Here is a 20,293-nt window from a genome sequence, read left to right on the forward strand (position 1 = left end):
GCACAAACGTATAGTCATGCACCAAAGGACCGTCCGTGATTTCCGTATGCCTGGCAGTCCCCTTCAAGCCGGCTGGCGTAGGCCTTCAAAGCACAGACCTGCGGAAGTCATGAAACTATCATTCGAGGTCATCGCCGTATAGTAGGAAACGCTTTCTTAAGGGGCTATGATGATAGCAGAAAGCAAGACGACTTCATGTTAGGAGAGTGACGGGATGCAGACACAGCTTGACATAGGCGCTCCCAAACGGACGAAGCGACGATGGGCCAAGCACTGGAGCAGCTATTGGGATTTGTACTTGATGTCGGTGCCGGGGCTGGTTTTTCTGCTCCTATTCAAATACATTCCCATGTACGGCGTGGTCATCGCCTTCAAGGATTACAACATTATACAAGGCGTGATGAAGAGCCCCTGGATCGGTCTCGAGCATTTCCGCACGCTGTTCGCGTTCGACGAGTTCCCCCGAATTATCCAAAATACGCTGATTATCAGCGTGATGAAGCTGTTTATCGGATTTCCGGCGCCGATCGTATTGGCCATATTGATCAATGAGCTGAGACTGGCAGTATTTAAGCGGTCGATTCAAACGATTACGTACATTCCCCACTTCATCTCATGGGTGGTTATCGGCGGTATTTGCGGAGACCTGCTGTCGCCGAGCTCGGGGATCGTCAATACGATCATCCAATGGTTCGGCGGGGAGCCGATTTTCTTCATGGTCGACCTGAAGCTGTTCCGCTGGCTGCTCGTATTCTCCGACATTTGGAAGGAAGCGGGCTGGGGAGCGATCGTGTACTTGGCCGCCATCGTCGGCATTAACGGCGAGCTGTACCAAGCGGCGATCGTGGACGGCGCGAGCCGGTACCGGCAAATATGGCATATCACGCTGCCGGGTCTACGGACGACCATCGTCATTTTGCTGCTGCTGCGCATCGGCCATCTGCTCGACGCCGGGATGGAGCAGGTGCTCATGATGTATAACACGTCCGTTTACGAGGTGGCGGATATCATCGATACCTACGTATACCGCGTCGCGTTCGGCAAGATGGAGTTCGGCATCACCGCCGCTGCAGGGCTGTTCAAGTCGGTGATAGGCTGTATCTTACTCGTCATCGCCAACCGGTTCGCCAGAAGAATGGGAGAAGAGGGGATATACTGATGGTCAAGCAAACCAGCGGCGAGAAGCTGTTTCATACCGCCAATCATGTGTTCATGACGGTGCTTGGCCTGTCGATGCTGTTTCCTTTCGTACACATTCTGGCTAAGTCGCTCAGCGACGACAGCTACGTATTGGCGAAGGAAGTTACGCTGCTGCCGAAGGGCTTTCATCTAGGCTCGTTTGAATATGTGCTGAATAACAAGCAATACTTGCTGTCCTTTGGAAACTCCGTGTTCATCACGGTTGTGGGGACTCTGCTGAGCATGATCATTACGATCATGGCCGCGTATCCGTTGTCGAAGCAGGGGATGCCCGGCAAACGCGTCATTATGCTGCTGTACGTCATCACCATGTTTTTCAGCGGCGGTATCGTGCCTACGTATTTGGTGGTTAGGGAACTCGCCTTGACGAATACGCTGTGGTCGCTCATTTGGCCCACCGTGTTGGTGCCGTTCAACCTCATCCTGCTGCGAAGCTTCTTCTCCTCCATACCCGAGGCGCTTGAGGAATCGGCCAAAATGGACGGAGCCACCCATACGCGAACGCTGATTTCGATATACTTGCCGTTATCGCTGCCTTCCATCGCAACCGTTTCGATGTTCTACGCGGTCATGTACTGGAACAACTTCTTCAATGCGCTCATGTATATCACTGACCGTAAGCTCATTCCGCTTCAGGTGTATTTGATGCAAATTATCCAGGATGAAAGCAACGTCAGCATGAGCGACGTGGAGGCTTTGATGCACAGCGCTCCGGAATCGATCCGGGCCGCGACAATCATTTTGGCAATCGTGCCTATCCTGATCGTTTATCCGTTCGTGCAAAGGTTTTTCGTTCAGGGCGTCATGTTGGGAGCGGTCAAGGGCTGAACGGATCAAGGAGGCTGGACGGCAGGGCGGGAGCTCTGCACCGATTCGTCTGTCGTCGAGTCTCCAAAGAGCAGCGCGGTCAAGGGGATATCCCTCGACATAGAGCAATATAGTATAATCAAATGGGAGGTTACACAATGAAAAAGAAAGCGACTGTTCTCACGGCTGGCACGCTGACGCTGGCGCTGGCGCTAACAGGCTGTTCGACAGGCTCATCCCCAAAAACGGCTGCGACCGGTTCCGAAAAGCCGGCTGCGACAAGCTCGGCCGCACCGGTAAAGAAGGAAATTAAATACATCGCGCCGTATAATCCGGCAACCGATACGTTCAAGGACGGATTGAACATCAACAACAACCCGATCATCAAGTATCATCGCGAGAAATCCGGCATCGACGTTCAGATTGAAGTGCTGCCAAGAGAGAATCCTTCCCAAAAAATATCGCTTATTCTTGCTTCCGGCGACGTGCCGGACTGGATTCCTTTCGGCTCGAAGGAGGATTATTTCAAGCTGGCGAAGCAAGGTGCGTTCCTTCAGCTCGACGAGCTCATCAAAAAAGCGCCGAACTATCAGAAGCTGGTAACGCCGGAGCAGCTCGACGCCGCACGCGTGGACGGCAAGCTGTATGCTTTCGTCTACCCGCAGACGGCAACCGTCGCACGGGGCGTGCTGATCCGCAGCGACCTTCTGCAGGAGCTGAATTTGAAGCAGCCGAATACCCTCGACGAATACGTGCAGGTATTTAAAACGATCAAGGAGAAGAAGGGCATTACGCCGCTTACGGCCGCTTCCTCCGGAGAGGACTTCGATAGTTCGCTTTCCGCCTTCGCAGGGGCATTCGGCGTCGGCACGACCACGGTTGTCAAGAACGGGAAGCTGGAATTCAGTTACGTACAGCCAGAGTACAAGGAATACTTGACATTCCTGAAGATGCTGTTTGACGAAGGGCTTCTCGACAAGGAATTCCCGGTTCTCAAGACGAACAATCTGACGGAAAAAATGATTGCAGGGAAAGCCGCTGCCGCCGTCATCAGCTGGTGGGACGCCAAAACGATTACCGATACGCTCGCTACAAAAATTCCGAATGCGAAGGTCGACTATCAAAATCTGCCGGTCGGTCCTAAGGGACTGTCGGGCATGATTCAGGAAGTGCCGATCGCACGCTATTCCGTTATTCCGAAGGGCGCGAAAAATGCGGAGGCCATGGTAGAATACCTGAACTATATTTCGTCTCCGGATGCGCTTAAGGTGCAGGATTTCGGCTTTGAGGGAACCAATTACAAGATGGAAAACGGAAAACCCGTACAGACTATTGCGCAAAGCAACGAGATCGGCTGGCGCATTATGTATCAGCTGATGGATACGAAGGAGAACTTCAGCAACCGATTGGTCAGCAAAGGATTCACGCCGTACTATAATTCCCTCGTCGACGATAAACAAGTGAAGGAAGAAACCTTCTTCGCGCCGCCGATCGACGGTTACGACAAGAAGCTGTCCGAGTTGAGAACGTTCAAGAACGAGAATGTGGTCAAATTTATCGTGGGCAACCGCGATCTGAAGGAATTCGACAAGTTCGTCGAGGAATTCAACGCGCGCGGCGGCAAAACGGCGATCGACGCGATGAACAACGAGTATTTTACGAAAAAGAAATAAGCTTTGCGGCTGCCAACCCCTCACCTGCTCCGGGTGCGGGGTTTTCGTTTCCATTTCATCGTGCACAAACTTGTCGCGATGCCGCCGGCCGTGATCGAAACGATAGAAAGCAGCAAGGTTTCCGCAGATAAGAGAAGGCCGCCCAGACCGACGACGATTCCGTCAATCATAAAGACGATAATGCCGACATTTACTTTGACGATTTTCTTTAGCAAATGGGCCAGCAAATCGGTGCCTCCCGTACTCGCGCCGTACCTCAGCATGGCTCCGATTCCGCACCCTATCATCCATCCTCCTAGCGCGGAGCTGCTGAACGGCGTCAATTCGACATCGTACAGGAAGTAGTATTGCAGCGGCTCCAGCAGGTCGATCAAATAGGAGGAAAGCAGCAGCCCATGCAGGCTGTTATACAGAGCGTCGCGATCATAAAACCAGCCGAGCGTGAAAATGGGGATGCTGAAAAGCAGCATGAGCAAGCCTATTTTGGCCCCGAATATGTAGTTGGCGATTAGCGAAACGCCGAGGATGCCTCCGTCCAGCACCATGAACGGTACCAGGAAAAAGTTGATTCCGACGGCGATCAGCAGGCTTCCGGCAACGGTTACGGCGAGTCTTTGCAGCGACAGCAATCCGACCAGCTCCCCTAGGAAAGAAAGGCATGTCTCATGTATATGCAGCGCCTTCGCTCAACTTCCTAAAAATGGAACAAAAAAATAACGGTACAAAAAAATACATGGCGATGCGCAAATCGTGCATGTAAAAACAAGCTATCGCCTCGTATGCTTGAAGTAAGCCGAAAGCGGCCGGGCGTGCGAGAAACCTACGCAAGGGGGATGTCTGATCCATGAATCAGCTTCAAAAAGCAGTGCTTTCAACGGACGGTTTGATCAGCTTTTGGGACTTTCACGAGCCGGCAGGGACGGAGCGGGAGGCTTACGGGCCGCATGCTTACCGGCTGCTCGAAATGAACGGGCCGATCCGGCGGGAAGATGACGGGGTATTCGGCTCGCATGCGGCCAGGCTGGAATTCGGACAATGGTTCCGCATTCCACGCGAATCGTGCCCGGCGCTTAATCTTCACGGACCGGGCAGCCAGGTGACGGTAGCGGCATGGCTGAAGTGGGGGGAATCGCACTATAAGGGCTGCGAAGCGGTAGCCGGCATGTGGGACGAATCGCGGCTTAAACGGCAGTACTGCCTGTTCTTGAATCTTCGGATCTGGAACAGCGCCGAGCAGGTATGCGGCCATGTTTCTTCGGTCGGCGGACCGACGCCCGGCTATGAGTACTGCATGGATTCGGCCATCGGCTCGACGCCCGTTACGCGGGACGAATGGCATCTGGCGCTCTTTACGTACGACGGCGCTTATGCCAAAGCCTATCTCGACGGCAGGCTGGACGAGCGCGAGCGGTTTAACCCGTACCGGTACGGGGGCGGGTTGTTCGACGGGGGTGCCGACGGCGCCGATTTTACGGTCGGCGCCGTCGACCGGTCCGGCGAGCCCGGCAATTTCTTTACCGGCTCGCTCGGCGGGCTTGCCGTATTCGACCGCGCGCTGACGGCCGACGAAATCGCCGGTCTCGCCGCTGAGACGCTGCGGTAGCGAACGGGAAAGCGGGACAAAAGGGCTGCTGCGGAGCCCCCTAAAAGGGGCGGTATGCAGCCCTTTTTGACGTGCGGCCGCTAACGGGTAGTCTTTTATTTTTTTGCAGAAGGGAAAAGGAGGGAGAATCACGAACTAATTTAGGATGGAAAAAACCACCGGAGCAGTTCCGGAGCTTGTTCATCCTCATTAAGAAAAAGCAGAGGTGCCGTCATCGTGAGCGAATTCAGCGAAAGCTATCATTTGAAAACCAATCGTCAAGAAGCCGTTATCCATCTTCTGAAAGAATCGGGAAACGAAGGCTACGTATTTGAGGAGAGCAACGGATGGGTTACATTTGTGACTAAAGGGAAAAGATTTAAACCAAGCCCTTCGGTTGTTTTCTATAACCCCGGATTGTTAATTCATTACGTCTATGCTGAGGATCACGGATGGGAACTGAAAATATTCGATAAAGACGAGCTTGTCTTCGACTATAAGTGCGACTGGACGGACGATTTGACTATTGAGAAGCATGTGTATGATATCGACATCATAAAAGATTTGATTCTCGAACAAGGCAACTCGATAGAGAACGTAGAGGATTTATTTGATTGCAAGAGCCGGGGAGGGCTGTTGGATCAAACTTCGCCCGCTTACCTTCTTGCCGGACAAATAGGACTAAGCTATTTTGAATGGATTTCGGTTGATTATCTGGAAGGAAGAGAGCTGGAAGACAATATTGTCGTTGTAGACGCATAATTCCATTCAACCGCAACATGACATGGCAGAGGAGATAGACATAGTGGAAGAAATAGTGATGATTGTCATCCTGATAGGAATAATCATTAGTTTAAGGCAGGCCTACCTGTTTTTCAAAAAAGACATTCCTAGAATGAAATCGGCAAAAATCAATTGTACGGAATGCGGAAGGGACTTCAAGGACATCGAAGTATTAATGACTTGCCCTCACTGCGGCACGAAATACATTCGTCACGTAACCGGGGAAATAAAAAGAAAAGAAAGCTAACGATGCAAGGCCTGATATCAATCATAAAAAGCTGCAGCCCGTTCCCTCAAGGAAGAGCTGCAGCTTTTATTAATATACCCGCAAACCTTCGGCTCCTCCACTAAACGCAAGGAAAAATGCCGGCGGCGTTCATCTACAGCGAATTCCGGTATATCGCGAGCACGTCGTTCCGTTCGAGCTTCTTGAAGTTGCCGAACGGTCCGTACACCATGGCTTTGTCGGTCATCAGCTCCAGTTTGTCGTCGCCGATGCCGTAGTCGGCCAGTCTTGCAGGCGCGCCGATCGACGTCCAGAAGGCCCGCAACGCCCGGATGCCTTCCAGTGCCGTTTCCCGGTCGTCCTTGCCGGCGGGATCGATGCCGAATACGTTGACGGCAAACTGCTTGAAGCGGGCGACGCCTTCGTCCAGAACTCGCTCCATCCAATTCGGGAACAGAATGGCCAGACCGCCGCCATGCGGGATGTCGTATACGGCGCTTACCGCGTGCTCGATGTTATGGGTGGCCCAATCGCCGCGCGCTCCCATGGAAAGCATGCCGTTAAGCGCGATCGTGCCGCTGTACAGAATCGTTTCGCGGTGCTCGTAGCTCTCCGGTTGCTCAAGCAGCGTCGGTGCTGTGGCGATCACGGTGCGCAGCAGCGCTTCGCAAAAGGCGCTTTGCACCGGAGTGTTCGGCGTATGGTGAAAATATTGCTCTAAAATATGCGACATGATGTCGACAGTGCCGTATACGGTTTGATCCTTGGGCACCGAATACGTATGCTCGGGGTCGAGGATGGAGAACTTCGGAAACGCATGCGGGCTGCCCCAGCCGTATTTTTCCTGCGTCTCCCAATTGGTGATGACGGAGCCGGAATTCATTTCCGAGCCGGTCGCGGCAAGCGTCAGCACCGTACCGAAAGGAAGGGCGTCCGTAGCCGCCGCTTTGCGGGTGATGACGTCCCATACGTCTCCCTCGTATTTGGCTCCGACGGCGATCGCTTTGACGCAGTCGATGACGCTTCCTCCGCCGACGGCGAGAATGAAGTCGACGCCTTCTTTCCGGCAAATGTCGACGCCCTTGCGCACCGTAGTCAGACGCGGATTCGGTTCGACACCGCTCAGCTCGTGAACGGTTGCATTCAGCTGCTTAAGGTGACGCATCACGCCGTCGTAAATGCCGTTGCGCTTGATGCTGCCCCCGCCGTAGACGACAAGCACGTTCGTGCCGTATTGCGGAATTTGCGTGAGAAGCTGCTCCAGCGTACCTTTGCCGAAGATTAGCCGGGTTGGGTTGTAAAACGTGAACGTGTTCATCGGTTACCCTCCTAAGGTTTTGTGAAAAAACCGTACGTAAGCATCGGTCTTAGATTCCTGCAAGTAAACCGTTTAACGCTGCTAACGTTCTAAGCGGCGAAATCGCCGCCTTTTCCATTATAACAAACGTGTTTCCCGCGCCCAAAATACAGAGGACTCAGATGAGGTGGAAGAGGCTTTCCCCGCCCGTCAGAAACGGCTTGCAATACGTTTCGCAAATGACGGGCAATCGATCGCGTATGCGCTCCCGCTTGGCGGGATTTTTCATTTGAAACGCGTAATTGCCGAAAATAGCCGAAAGCACGAAGCTTGCCAAATGGTCGAGCGGGCGGTCCGGCAGAGGAAACGTTTGCGCATACGATTCCAGATACGCATCCCGGTTTTCTTTCCCGACGTTCAGCGCGCAGTGGGCGGCATCTAGCATGTAGTAGCCATACCCCGATAGGCAAAAATCGATAAAGCCGAAGCCCCGTTCCGTCACGATCACGTTGCCCATATTCATATCGGCATGAATAAGTCCCCATAGGTCCGGCTGTTTCCCGAGCTGTCCGAGACGCCGGTCGATGAGCGCGAACGATTCCTCGATGATCGCCATATCGGAAGGACGGATAATGCCGGTTTCCGCGCCGTAGCGGATCCGGTCGAGCGATTCCGCGTTTCGTTCCAGGCCGTAAACCGGCCTGACGAGCGGCGAGGGGGGCGAATACGATCGGAAAAAACGGTGCAGCAAGCCAAGCTCACGGCCCAAGCGGCGCACGTTGTCCTCGTCGCTCAAATCCGGTCTCTCCATCGTTTTGCCGTCAATCCAGTTCAAAAGCGTAAAAGGAACGGCTTCGCCGTCCGTTTCCCATAAAGCGACCGTTTGTCCGGACAGTGTACGCACCGGCGTTTGAACAATCAGCTGCGTACGCTCCGCGATGTCCGCCAGCAGCTGCATTTCCGAGCGCAGCCCTTCCGGCGTATGCTGGACGCCCTGTAAATTTTCGGTGACGGGCTTATGGATGCGCAGCAAATATGACTTTCCATCCGCCTGGTCCGTTACTTGGTACGTGATGTTCTCGTTGTGCCGGATGAACGCGACCCGAGGATCGGCGACCGGATAAACGGATAACAACTCGCGAAGTTGATGTGACTCGAGCAAGGAACTCACCCTCCATTCCGTTCGGATACGGCAAAAGACCGAACCGCTCCACCCTGTTCAGGGAGCGATCCGGCCGTTCGCGTACGGCTTAGTTATGTCCACTTGGCCGCCCAAAGCTTCATTTCCTTCAAAATTTGATGCAGATCTTCGCCCTTCGGCGTCAGCGTATACTGCACCGTAACCGGCACCGTCGGGAACGCTTCCCGTTCGAGCACGCCGTACTCCTCCAGATGGCGGAGCGTATCCGTTAGCGCCTTCGGGCTGATGCCGTTGATTTTGCGCTGAAGCTCGCCGAACCTCTTGACGCCGCAAAACAGCTCGCGGAGCACGAGAAACGACCATTTGCCGCCGATGACGCAAAGGGTTTGTTCAATCGAGCATTCGATATCGACGGGGTTTTTGGGTGTGTAGCTGTCTGCCTTCGGCTTCGTTCTGACGCTTCCGTCCGTTTCCTGACGTTCGTAGGGCATCGTAGTAGCCTCCTTTGTTCCGTTGCGATTATCTATTGTTCCAGCTTCATCAGTAACGTGGGCTCCGCGTATTGCTGCAGGCACCATTCGTATTTCTTCTTGACTTGCTCGTGCGCTTCCTCCGCATCCCGCATCAGCCGAAATCCGAACCGCTCATAGAAATGGCGCAAATGCCCGAAGGGGATGCAGTAAACGTGCGCATCGCCGGATTTCCGGGCTTCCTCTGTCAGATGGCGAACGATGGCATGAGCGACCTTTTTGCCGCGGAAGGCGTCCAGCGTATAGATGCCTCCGAGCTCGGCATGGTCGGCGTCGATGCGTACAAGTCTGCCTAAACCCGCTTTTTGGTCCTGCCAACGGGCAATGACGACGGTTTCATTGACAAGTGTGGAGGGGAGGAAATCCGCTCGACCGTATTGATCGTTGATCCAGCATAGGTCGCTTGCTTCTGCTTCCCGGATCGTAATCATGACGTTCATCCTTTCCGTGTCGGCCGGCCGGCGTATTGCGCGAGGCCGGATTTGCCGCGTCTCGCGGCGTTAGAAGCAACTATACATAAGGTAACCAGCTATACGCAATGTGACCATATCAAAAACATTTCACTACTTTTCATTATGTAGCGACAGGACTACAATGGCAATAGAAAAACAAAGGAGTGGATGAATGTGGGGCAAGGACGCGTCGTTGTGACCGGAGGCAGCGGCAAGGCAGGCAAATGGATCGTAAGGGAGCTTCTCGATCACGGCTATGATGTGCTCAATCTCGATAACCGGCTGCCGGACGAGAAGCTGTGCCAGACGCTCATCGTCGACTTGAACGACCTCGGGCAGGTGCATAACGCGCTATCGGCATACGGCACGCGCGATCGGAAGCCGATCGAAGCGGTCATTCACTTCGCGGCCATACCGCAGGCGTTCACACATGCGAACGACGTGACGTTCCGCAACAACGTCATGACCACCTATAACGTGCTGGAGGCGGCCGCCAATCTCGGCATTCGGAAGGCGGTCACGGCATCCAGCGAATCGTCGTACGGCATCGTATATGCTTCGGACTTTTTCTCTCCGCGCTATTTGCCTGTAGATGAGGCGCATCCGCAGCTGCCGGAGGATAGCTACGGCTTGTCCAAGGTCGTCAACGAGCTGACGGGCGAAACGTTCCACCGGAGGACGGGGATGCAGGTCGTGTCGTTCCGGCTCGGCAATATTTTGGAACCGTCCGACTATGCCCGCGTTATCGGGAGCTTCAGCGAACCGGAAGCGCGCAAAATCATTCTGTGGACCTACATTGACGTGCGCGATGTGGCGGCCGCCTGCCGGATGGCGATCGAAAAAGACGGCCTCGGCGCGCAATCGCTCATTCTGGCGGCTGACGATACGTCTTCGAACGTGGCCACGGCCGAACTGATACGGCGGTATTTGCCGGACGTGAAGGAGAACCGGCTGCCGCAAGAGGGACGCCCGGCTTTGCTCAGCAACGAGAGGGCGAAGCAGCTGCTAGGCTGGCGCCAGCAATATTTTCTGCAGGAAAACGCACCTTACTAACCTCACTTATTCGAAGGAAGGATGAAAACCTATGAAATATCGCCGTTTAGGAAGAAGCGGACTCAAGGTAAGCGAAATCAGCTTAGGCAGCTGGCTCACATACGGAGGCTCCGTCGACGGGGACCGCTCGGAGGCTGTCATCGACCGGGCTTATGAGCTCGGCATCAATTTCTTCGATACGGCTAACGTATACTACCGCGGAGCTGCGGAAGAAATCATGGGCAAGGCGCTCCGCAAATACAAGCGCGATTCTTATGTGCTCGCGACGAAATGCTTTTTTCCGATGGGCGACGGGCCGAACGACCGCGGGTTATCGCGCAAGCACATTATGGAGCAGTGCGAAGCGAGCCTGAAGCGCATGAATATGGACTATTTCGATCTCTATCAGTGCCACCGCTTCGATCCGGACGTGCCGATGGACGAAACGCTGCGCGCGTTGGATGACCTGGTCAGACAGGGGAAAGTGCTTTACGTCGGCGTCAGCGAGTGGAGTGCGGTGCAGATCAGCGAGGCCGTACATACCGCGAATGCGCGCAATTTCGACCAAATCGTCTCCAATCAGCCGCAATACAACATGCTGCAGCGCAAAATCGAAGCGGACGTCGTTCCGACCTCCGAACGGCTCGGCGTCGGGCAAATCGTTTTCTCGCCGCTCGCGCAAGGCGTACTGACGGGCAAATACAAACCGGGCGCGCCGCTGCCGGCAGGCTCCCGGGCGACCGATGACAAGTCGAACATGTTCATGCAAAGCGTGCTGCAGGATGAGGTTCTCCGCAAAGTGGAGCGGCTGCAGGAAATCGCCCTGCGCAAGGAGATCGGCGTTACCCAGCTGGCGCTTGCCTGGATTTTGCGGCTGCCGAATATCTCGAGCTGCATCGTCGGCGCTTCCAGTCCGCAGCAAATCGAAGATAACGCGAAAGCTTCAGGCGTAACGTTTACAGCGGAAGAACTGCAGGAAATCGAAACGATTTTGGCTTAAGCGCTGATGGAGCGAGGAGTCCCGACAGGGGCTCCTTTTCGTATGCAACAGTCGAATCCGCACAAGCACCGATTGACTTGTACGCACTCTGCTTTCCCTCCCTGCGTAACATATAGGACAACTTACAAGAGGAGGGATTAAACCGAATATGATGGCGAAAATTTCTTACGGAAGCGCTCCGAACGAAACCCGCTGCGAGCGGTTCTGCCGTAATGTTTGCAGCCGCTTTCCATGGGGACAGGGATTATGCCGGAAAGACTGTTTAAAATGCACCGGAGAGCGGAAGAAAAATAGGCGTCAAAAACCGTGCGGGTGTCGCAAACCGAAGCGGCGTTAAGCGCGAAAATAATATGGATGGAACGAGGAGTCCCGATAGGGGCTCCTTTTTTGCCGGTCGAGGCTGCGCGGACGCTGGAAGCGGCAAGTTTAGAACCGCCTATTTCCTCATTTGACATGGGGTTGTTGTACACTGGAAGGAGAGCTTATCCATAAACGCGAGTCCGCACCCATTTTGGGTGCTTTGCCGCAGAAACGATAAATTCGGCAGCCGGATACGATTATTGCAGTTCTGTTTTGGAGTTCGGAACGTAATGTGCAGCCCGCTTTTTGACGAAAATGGCATCGATGTACGTATATTTTGAGTTTCGCCGCAGGTTGAACCGCGTTACATTGTGGAGGAAGTGAAATTGACTCAGGGGGTTTATCGATGAAACGTAAAAAAAGGCTTTCGAAAGTGTCGGCGGGTCTCGCGGCCGTGCTTGCGCTTGGTACGATTGTAAGCGCATGCGGCAAATCCGATCCGGAGCCGTCCGTATCTCCGTCCGCAACCGGCGGCAATAACGCGCAAACGGCATCCCAGCCGCCGGCCAAAGCTAAAATCAAGCTGGTTTGGGCGCTGCCTCAATTGAATACGACAGCGAGCCTCCCGCCTGCCGATCAGGATTTCGTCAAGAAGGCGATCGACGAGAAGTTCAATGTCGACTTCACGCTCCTTCTGCTCAGCGGCGGCGAGAAAGAGGCGGAAAACCTCATTAATGTGAAGCTGGCATCCGGGGAACAGCTGGATTTGTTTCAATACCCCGGCGTGAACTCCAACAAGCTGATCAAAGACGGAGCCGTCAAAGACTTGGCGAATTTGCTGACGCCGCAGAAGGTTCCTAACTATTTCAAATGGGTGACGGAGAAGGAGCTCAAGGGCTATCAGGTGCAGAATGTGTTCAAACGCGCGCCGTTCCCGTTCCCGCAGGATGTCAACGGCAGCTACTATATCCGCAAGGACTGGCTGGATAAGCTGAAACTCAAAATGCCGACGAACTACGATGAAATGATCGAAGCGATGAAAGCGTTCACGACCAAAGACCCGGACGGCAACGGAAAAAACGACACGTACGGATTCACGACGGCCGGCAACGGGACGCAGGTCAGCTATGAATTCCCGGTATTTTTGAAAAACGGCATGCAAAACACGTTCTGGATCGATAACGACGTTCTCCGCGTTGCCAAATATGATGCAAATCTCGGAAAAGTCATCGACGAGCTGGTCTCCTTCATCGATTCGAAGGTGGTCGATCCCGACTGGTTCCTGAACAAATGGTCTCAAACGATCGAGAAAGCGACCCAAGGCAAGGTCGGGATCATTCAGGCATGGGGCAACGACATTGCTTATGACAACAATCCGAACGGCCTGCAGCGGAGAACGCGCGAAATCACCGGCGTCCAGACGGCCGATTGGGAGCCGTTCAACCCGTTCCCGGATAAAGAGTTCGGCGTCGGTAACAATCCCGGCAACTACAACCCGTTCCTGATCAACGGCAAATCGTCCGACGACGCGGCGGCCCGCTCTATGGAAATCCTCAACTGGCTGACCAGCGAGGAAGGCTTCCTGCTCACCCACTACGGGAAAGAAGGCGTCCACTACAAGAAGAACGGCAAGCGGATCGAAATCAATCCGGAAGCGTTCAACATCGATATCGTGAAAAAGGGCAACTTCCTGGCGCTCTACTCGCAATTTACGCCGAACGAGCCGAATGTACTCGGACTCGAGCTGATCGATCCGAATGAAACCGACCGCGACCGCGCGATTCTCAAGCAGCTGCGCTCCTACAAGAAGAGCTCGTCGATCGGAACGTCGCTTAGCGTAGGCGAAGGCATGGATCTTCCGGCGTTGTCGAAGAAAGGTACCGAGTATATCAACAAAATGATATTTGAAGAGAAAAGCGGCGCGAACTGGGCGAAATACCGCCAGGATATGATCGACAAATTCGGACTGCTCACCATCATGAATTTCTACGCCGAACAAGTCGCTGCCGCGCAGGGCAAAAAAATTACGTACAAATAACGGCATCGCCGGCAAGAGGAAGGGAGCCGGGCCCCGGAACGGGTCAGGCCCTCCCTGCTTGTCGGGCCTGAGGATGGGAGGGCGCAGATGAACAATCAATCGCTCGCAGCGGAACAGTCCGCGCTAACAGCCGCAGCGCCGCAAAGGCCGCGAAGCAAGGGGAGCTTGATCCGTAACCGATGGCTGTATATCATGCTGATTCCGGGCGTGCTGTACTACATCGTATTTCATTACGTGCCGATGTTCGGCGTGCTGCTTGCCTTCAAAGACTACAGCTTGACCAAGGGCGTGCTGGCCAGTCCATGGGTCGGGTTTAAGCATTTCCATACGATTTTCACATCGTATGATTTTTTCACGGTTTTGAAAAACACGATTATTCTCAGCTTTTACCGCATCGTTTTCAATATGATCCCGGACGTGCTGTTTGCCGTTCTGCTGAACGAGGTTCGCGTCCGCTGGTTCAAGAGAATCGTGCAGACCGTCACATACGGTCCCTACTTTCTTTCGTGGGTCATTGTGTACGGCCTTGTGTTTTCGTTCTTTGCTCCGGGCTCCGGCCTTGTGACCAATTGGGTTCGCGATATGAACTGGGGCGAGCTGAACGTGCTCACGAACCCGGATATGTTCCGCCCGATGCTGATCCTCAGCGAGATATGGAAAAGCACCGGCTTCGGCGCGATCTTCTATCTGGCCGCAATCGCAGGAATCAACCCCGAAACTTACGAAGCGGCGGTCGTAGACGGGGCGGGGCGCTGGCGGCAAATGTGGCATGTGACGCTGCCGGGCATCCGCAACGTGTTTATGCTGCTGCTCATTCTCAATATGGGTTCGATTCTGGACGCGGGCTTCGATCAAGTCTACGTATTCTTGAACTCGCTGGTCTACAATGTGGGCGATATTCTCGATACGAATATTTTCCGGCGCGGCATCGAGCAGTTCGAATTCGGCGAGCCGGTCGCCATGGGCGTGTTCAAGTCGATCGTCGGCTTGATCATGATTACGGCCGCCAACAATATATCCCGGAAACTGACGGATTCCGGCGTCTGGTAGGAGGAAAATAACATGTCAATTATCCTGCAGCGGACGAAATCCGACCGGGTTGTGGATGCCGTTATTTATGCGGGGATGGCGGTCTTCGCGCTGCTGACGCTGTTCCCGCTCTATTATGTGTTCGTGGTGTCGATTACGCCGTTCTCGGAGGTGCTTCGCCATGGCGGCTTTCTCGTCGTTCCGCGAACGTTCAGCTGGGATGCGTATCAAACGATTTTCGGCAGTCCGGTTGTCCCTAGGGCGATTCGGGTTACCGTGATCATTACAGTGCTGGGGACGGCGGCTAACTTGGCCATCACCCTGCTCACGGCCTATCCGCTGTCGAAGAAGAGCTTGCGGGGGCGCAATGCGGTGCTGCTGGGGATCGTATTCACGATCCTATTCTCGGGCGGCCTGATTCCGACGTACTTGACGGTTCGCTCGCTGGGGCTGCTCAATTCGTTGTGGGCGCTCATTTTGCCGGGGCTTATCTCGACCTTCAACATGCTGATCGTCAAGACCTATTTCGAGAATTTGCCGGCGGAAGTCGAGGAAGCCGCCAAAGTGGACGGCTGCAGCGATTGGCAAACGCTGATCCGGGTCGTCCTGCCGCTGTCCAAGCCGGTTATCGCGACGGTCGGTTTGTTCTACGCCATCCAGCACTGGAACAGCTACTATGGCGCTTTACTCTACATTACGGACAAGAAGCTGTACCCGATCCAGGTCGTGCTCCGCAACATGATCCGCACCGACAGCGTCAGCAACGAGTTGTCCACGCAGTTCGCGCAAATCCAGACGCTGCCGCCGGAAACGGTCAAAATGGCCACCGTATGCGTAGCCGTCCTCCCGCTGCTGCTGGTATACCCGTTCCTGCAGAGGTTCTTCATACAGGGCGTCACGCTTGGAGCGGTCAAGGGGTAATGGAACGGACAAACAGCCTGTTTTCCTGATAGTTAGTGAACTTAAGCTCAGTAATAGTGAACATTGCTTCACAATACTATCCTTTTCACCCTCTGGTTGTGAGAGTTCGTAAACAAGAAGCTGTCCCTGCGCTATTTTCATAGCTTATGGGACAGCTTCTTCTTCTTCTTCTTCTTCTTCTTATTGCGGTTTCGATAGGTTTGCAGATTTTACAATGCCGCATTTGCTCCGATGGCCGATAAGACAGTAGATGGCCGTTGCAGGGCGTGATGTCTTTCGGACGAATCGGATTCAATCGATTTACGGCCATCCGCTTAAAAGTAACGCCTCGATATTCCGCTATTTCTTTAAAGCCGCACATGTCCCAAGAAATTACGCCGCCGCAGTCTGTTATGCTCCCAAAAAGCTCCCGCCCCGGTCCCGCATATCTCGAACGGCCTGCCCGAGAGGGAGACTATCCCCCAACCATACTTTGCCGGTATTCGTTCGGCGTAACGCCGTTCGTTTTTTTGAACACCTTGAAGAAGTAAGTGCTGTTCGTAAACCCGACACGTTCCGCGATGTCGTTGATGGGGGCGTCTGTACGCGCCAGCATTTCTTTTGCCTGCTGGTTGCGGACCTCCATAATGTAATCGGGAATCGACTTGCCGGTCAGCTTCTTAAACAACCTGCCCAAGTAGGCCGGCGACATGCCGACTGCATCTGCGACACTGTCGAGAGACAGGCCAGGCTCCATGTACTGGGACCGGATCAAGGCGGTTACCTGTACTGTCAGCTCGTCATACCGCGATTTTTTCTTCTCCTCCGGCTTGGAGGCGATTCGGTCGAACAAGGTATGGAAATGCCCGTTGATCTGCTCCAGCGTCTCCAACTGATTGAAAGCTTGGACGAAGGAAGCGGAGCTTGCATCCGGCAGCTGGGAACCGTTCTTTTTCATCAAGTCGAGACAGCGTCCGCCGGCAAAAGCCAAATGGGTCAGCGTCAGCTGAACGGTCGTATGATCGTTCGTCACTACGGCATCGTTAACCATATCCCCGTATTTTTGCTTCGCGTCGTCGATTCTCCCGGATAACAGCGCCTCGGAGAATGCTTGCTCTTTATGGAACGGGTACAAGTAGCGGTCCGAAGCATCCTCGCCCATGGATTCCACGTCGATGATGCACCCGTGGCCGCGGATCAACCGGTGCATGGAGGCTTGCTCGGCTTCTCCGTATACATCGCCGATGCCGTCGTCCCAGCGGAATCTGGCCGAAATAACGGCGGATATGGAAAGCTTGAGATAGGCTTGCGCAGCCTCTTGAATGCGCAGGATCAGCCCATGAAGGGCATGGTCGACGTCCTTCCGGTCGCCTTCCTCGACATTGAGCAGCAAGGCGATCTGATCGTTCTCCATATCCACGGCATCGCGCAGGAAATGTCCGTCGAGCAGCTCGGCGGCTATGTTTTTGACCGAAAACCTCAGCAGGCTGCGGTCTACGGCGTTATATGCGCTGCAAAACTCGGAATACCGATCGATTCGCAGAAGGAGCAGCACGAACGCTTTGTCCTTCTGCAGCTCCATCCGATATTTGGCGAACAGCAGGCTTGGATCGCCCGTCTTCACGAGCCTGCCGCGAAGTAAATCCCGCAGTGCTTCTTGCTTTTCGTGATAGAAGCGGTCTCTCTTCTCGGCTTCGAGCGTCTTTAGGCTGGCAAGCGCCTTGTCAATCGGCTTGAATAGCCGGCGCGAAAGCACGTAGGAAGCCAAGAGGCCGACAATCAGAATCGCGAGGCCGAGCAGCAGCGTGATTTGTCTCATGTGATCGATCTTGGCGATGATTCGTGCGTACGGAATCGTACGGATAAATGTCCAGTCGAGCGGTTTGTACGAAGCGTAAATAATGAGCGATTTCACGCCGTTCACCTGATCGACGAAATAACCGGAGGGCACCGCGGAACGGCGTATTTGCTGAACGTAGGAACGCTCGGATACGTCGGTTAGCATCGGCTCCTTCAGGTTGCTGCTGATGAGCCGGCCGTCCGAATCGACGATGGACGTGTCGCTTGGAGCTCCCGCCTCGAGCGATTGGATCGTATCGCGGATGAACGCCTCCGAAATGTTGAGCATGACGATTCGGCCCAGCTTGCTGCTGCCGCTCGGGATATCGTGGAACATATAGGTGTATACGCTCGCGGACTTCGTGCCGTCTCCCCCGGCGGTATCCGGAATGAGGCGCGGAATGGGACTGAAGGTTTTGTAGCTGCGATAGCTCTCGATGAGCGAGAGCGCTTCTCTGTCCTCGAACGAGGATTTGCCCTGCACCACGTCATGGATGGCCGGGGAGCTGATATAGAAGGCCTCCGTAGTGTCGCTGTACACATAGATGGAGTGCATGAACGGCGAAATGTAGCGGTACATGTTCAATTTGGCGGCTGCCTCGCTGAGCTGAGGCGGGTTGCGCAACGGATTGTCCAGCGTAGCGGTCAGATCGCCGTCCGTATAAATTTGCAGCGCAAGCGTATGCGCCGAGTCGTTCATGAATTTGACACCGGAGCTCGTTTGGGAAAGGCTGTTTTTCTCCGAATCGTAAATATTGGACAAGGCGACTTTGACAAAGTTGAAGTAGAGGATGATGGATACGGTAAAAAGCGTGACGACGATCGAGACGACAAGCGACAGCAGAAACTTGGCGTATGTGCGATTGGCGTTTGAGCGATTCGTCTTCATGTCTGCATCCTCCTACCGTTCGGAACGCAAGGAACGCCCCGGGTGGAATCATTATAAGCGGCGGATGAAGAGGCGCTCAATACTTTTCTGTCCAAAGTACGGAAGTTGGAGTGAAGTGCGTAAATGACAGCCGGGGAAACGGCAAAAGCCCGAATCGGCATCCGGTACGGAAGCCGATTCGGGGCCGCGGGAGGAAACGCGGGGAACTAAATAGCGGCGTCCCTCAGCCAGCGGTCCAGGAACGCGTAGGCCATCTGACGGACGAGCGGCGGGAAGTCATGCGGCCCCGAGCCGAGCATCGAGACGAACCGGTCTCCGGCATCGTGCCACTCATAGAGAGAGGCGATCTCGACCATGGCGTCGCCGACGGATTGCCAGTGGGGGAAAATGGCGTCGCCTTGGGCCGAATAATTGAAATAAGGCGTCGGGCAGCAGAGCGCGATGATTTCGTGGAACTCGAACGGCACCCGGTCTTGCTCCAGGCCCGGCGTTATTTTAGGAATATGCGTGTACCAGTCGGCTCGGACGCCCCAATGGCCCGGATTCGGATCCCGGGTGAACGGACTGACGCCGCAGCTTGCCGCGACCGCCTTTACGCGCTTATCGAAGCCGGCGAGGAAGTAGGCGTTATAAGAGCCGAACGAATGACCGATGGCGCCGATCGCCTCGGCGTTTACATAATCAAGGCCGGCGAGCACGTCGACGCCCTGCATGTGATCGGTGATGTTTTTGGCAATGGTCGTCCACTCCGGGTGTTGCTCGTAGAACGGCCCGCTTTGGAACGGCTCCAAGCCGGGATAAATGCGTTCGCCGGCCGTTAACGCATCCGGAGCCAGCACGACATACCCGCGTTCCGCAAGCTCGATCGCATAGGTGCGGTCTTTTTTGCCGGGATAGGTGGAAATGTCTTCTTTGCCTGTGCGGTTGGTCGGATGTAACGCGAGAACGGCCGGATAGCGGGTCGTGCCGTTCAGCATTTCGCCGTTAGCCGACGGGATGAGCAAAAAGGCGGTGACCCGATCGCCATAGACGGTGTCGTATTCGATATGTTGACGGATGTGGCCGTCCTGCTTCGTCGCGGACAGCACGCGGACATTCGGCGGAACCCTCGGCGGAATCTCCCCGATGTAGGCCAGCCATGTTTGGCGGATGCCCGCCAGCTTGCGTTCCCAGTCCTCTCTCGATGAAATGCCGTCCAACAACGGCGGCATCCCCGTCTGGTTCAATTCGGACAAAGTGTACATAGGCGTTCTCCCCTCGTCAAGCAAGCTTGTTTTCCCCATTATAAACCTAAGCGCCCGGTCAAACTCCACTGTTTTTTGCCGCATGTACCGAAGTTGGAGCCGTGTACGTAGAAGACAACCGATTTTGGTTTAAATATTAGCAGCATGATAACCGCTTGAATAATCTCATTACTAGAACGATTTATTCGAAATTACATATTTTATATGTAACCACTTTGGTCGTACTATAAGAGCAAGAGACGCAAAATAGGCGTATCATCGACTTTGTTCTCGACCGAGTTTTTGAACCTGGATCAGAAGTGATATTCCCAACTGCCACGAGTCTGGAGGG

At 54.4% G+C, this 20,293-nt stretch carries 18 protein-coding genes; 11 read left to right on the plus strand and 7 right to left on the minus strand.

The genetic code is table 11. The annotated features are described in order from the left end of the window. The first annotated feature begins 214 nt into the window (after positions 1-214). The 3 genes from ACKGJP_RS04030 (at position 215) to ACKGJP_RS04040 (ending at position 3,680) form a co-directional block, all read left to right on the plus strand. Positions 215-1,159 carry an ABC transporter permease gene (locus ACKGJP_RS04030; RefSeq protein ID WP_409344405.1) on the plus strand — a complete coding sequence of 315 codons (945 nt, stop codon included), beginning with the start codon at positions 215-217 and terminating at the stop codon, positions 1,157-1,159. After that, positions 1,159-2,028, plus strand: coding sequence for a carbohydrate ABC transporter permease (locus ACKGJP_RS04035; protein WP_409344406.1), 870 nt, complete (start codon positions 1,159-1,161; stop codon positions 2,026-2,028). Before ACKGJP_RS04030 ends, ACKGJP_RS04035 begins: the two co-directional genes overlap by 1 nt. A 137-nt stretch (positions 2,029-2,165) precedes the next feature. Continuing rightward, complete coding sequence (locus ACKGJP_RS04040; RefSeq protein WP_409344407.1) at positions 2,166-3,680, plus strand: extracellular solute-binding protein; 1,515 nt, start codon at positions 2,166-2,168, stop codon at positions 3,678-3,680. A gap of 20 nt (positions 3,681-3,700) precedes the next feature. Here the strand turns inward: ACKGJP_RS04040 and ACKGJP_RS04045 are convergent, their stop codons facing one another. Then, a complete protein-coding gene (locus tag ACKGJP_RS04045) occupies positions 3,701-4,309 on the minus strand; it encodes a YitT family protein (RefSeq protein ID WP_409344408.1) in 609 nt (202 codons plus the stop codon). 215 nt (positions 4,310-4,524) lie between these two features. Between ACKGJP_RS04045 and ACKGJP_RS04050 the strand changes: the two genes are divergently transcribed. The 3 genes from ACKGJP_RS04050 (at position 4,525) to ACKGJP_RS04060 (ending at position 6,292) form a co-directional block, all read left to right on the plus strand. Beyond that, positions 4,525-5,283, plus strand: a complete 759-nt coding sequence (locus ACKGJP_RS04050; RefSeq protein ID WP_409344409.1) for a LamG domain-containing protein — start codon at positions 4,525-4,527, stop codon at positions 5,281-5,283. A 216-nt stretch (positions 5,284-5,499) separates the two neighbouring features. Then, positions 5,500-6,024 carry a hypothetical protein gene (locus tag ACKGJP_RS04055; RefSeq protein ID WP_409344410.1) on the plus strand — a complete coding sequence of 175 codons (525 nt, stop codon included), beginning with the start codon at positions 5,500-5,502 and terminating at the stop codon, positions 6,022-6,024. Positions 6,025-6,067: 43 nt separating this feature from the next. After that, a complete protein-coding gene (locus ACKGJP_RS04060; RefSeq protein WP_409344411.1) occupies positions 6,068-6,292 on the plus strand; it encodes a hypothetical protein in 225 nt (74 codons plus the stop codon). A gap of 133 nt (positions 6,293-6,425) precedes the next feature. Here the strand turns inward: ACKGJP_RS04060 and ACKGJP_RS04065 are convergent, their stop codons facing one another. The 4 genes from ACKGJP_RS04065 to ACKGJP_RS04080 all read right to left on the minus strand — a co-directional run bounded on the left by ACKGJP_RS04065 (position 6,426) and on the right by ACKGJP_RS04080 (position 9,670). Beyond that, positions 6,426-7,589, minus strand: a complete 1,164-nt coding sequence (locus ACKGJP_RS04065; RefSeq protein WP_409344412.1) for an iron-containing alcohol dehydrogenase — start codon at positions 7,587-7,589, stop codon at positions 6,426-6,428. Between the two features lie 157 nt (positions 7,590-7,746). Next, complete coding sequence (locus tag ACKGJP_RS04070; protein ID WP_409344413.1) at positions 7,747-8,730, minus strand: phosphotransferase enzyme family protein; 984 nt, start codon at positions 8,728-8,730, stop codon at positions 7,747-7,749. A gap of 92 nt (positions 8,731-8,822) precedes the next feature. Next, entirely contained in the window at positions 8,823-9,200 is a 378-nt protein-coding gene (locus ACKGJP_RS04075) for a winged helix-turn-helix transcriptional regulator (RefSeq protein WP_409344414.1), read from the minus strand. Between the two features lie 32 nt (positions 9,201-9,232). Continuing rightward, positions 9,233-9,670, minus strand: a complete 438-nt coding sequence (locus tag ACKGJP_RS04080) for a GNAT family N-acetyltransferase (protein ID WP_409344415.1) — start codon at positions 9,668-9,670, stop codon at positions 9,233-9,235. A gap of 195 nt (positions 9,671-9,865) precedes the next feature. Between ACKGJP_RS04080 and ACKGJP_RS04085 the strand changes: the two genes are divergently transcribed. The 5 genes from ACKGJP_RS04085 to ACKGJP_RS04105 all read left to right on the plus strand — a co-directional run bounded on the left by ACKGJP_RS04085 (position 9,866) and on the right by ACKGJP_RS04105 (position 16,011). After that, positions 9,866-10,744, plus strand: coding sequence for an NAD-dependent epimerase/dehydratase family protein (locus ACKGJP_RS04085; protein WP_409344416.1), 879 nt, complete (start codon positions 9,866-9,868; stop codon positions 10,742-10,744). Positions 10,745-10,775: 31 nt separating this feature from the next. Then, positions 10,776-11,723 (plus strand): aldo/keto reductase family protein, encoded by a 948-nt coding sequence (locus ACKGJP_RS04090; protein WP_409344417.1) that lies wholly within the window; start codon positions 10,776-10,778, stop codon positions 11,721-11,723. Between the two features lie 706 nt (positions 11,724-12,429). Continuing rightward, on the plus strand, positions 12,430-14,061 hold the full coding sequence (locus ACKGJP_RS04095; RefSeq protein WP_409344418.1) for a hypothetical protein: 1,632 nt from the start codon (positions 12,430-12,432) through the stop codon (positions 14,059-14,061). A gap of 87 nt (positions 14,062-14,148) precedes the next feature. Then, a complete protein-coding gene (locus ACKGJP_RS04100) occupies positions 14,149-15,111 on the plus strand; it encodes an ABC transporter permease (RefSeq protein WP_409344419.1) in 963 nt (320 codons plus the stop codon). A gap of 12 nt (positions 15,112-15,123) precedes the next feature. Beyond that, the gene (locus tag ACKGJP_RS04105; protein WP_409344420.1) at positions 15,124-16,011 is read left to right on the plus strand and encodes a carbohydrate ABC transporter permease; all 888 of its coding nucleotides are present in this window, start codon (positions 15,124-15,126) and stop codon (positions 16,009-16,011) included. A gap of 454 nt (positions 16,012-16,465) precedes the next feature. Here ACKGJP_RS04105 and ACKGJP_RS04110 read toward each other — a convergent pair whose 3' ends face one another. Then, complete coding sequence (locus tag ACKGJP_RS04110) at positions 16,466-18,718, minus strand: AraC family transcriptional regulator (protein WP_409344421.1); 2,253 nt, start codon at positions 18,716-18,718, stop codon at positions 16,466-16,468. 206 nt (positions 18,719-18,924) lie between these two features. After that, positions 18,925-19,962, minus strand: a complete 1,038-nt coding sequence (locus ACKGJP_RS04115) for an alpha/beta hydrolase (protein WP_409344422.1) — start codon at positions 19,960-19,962, stop codon at positions 18,925-18,927. Positions 19,963-20,293 lie beyond the last annotated feature (331 nt).

Origin of the sequence: Paenibacillus litoralis, assembly GCF_046244365.1 — a bacterium.
Lineage (GTDB): Bacteria > Bacillota > Bacilli > Paenibacillales > NBRC-103111 > Paenibacillus_V.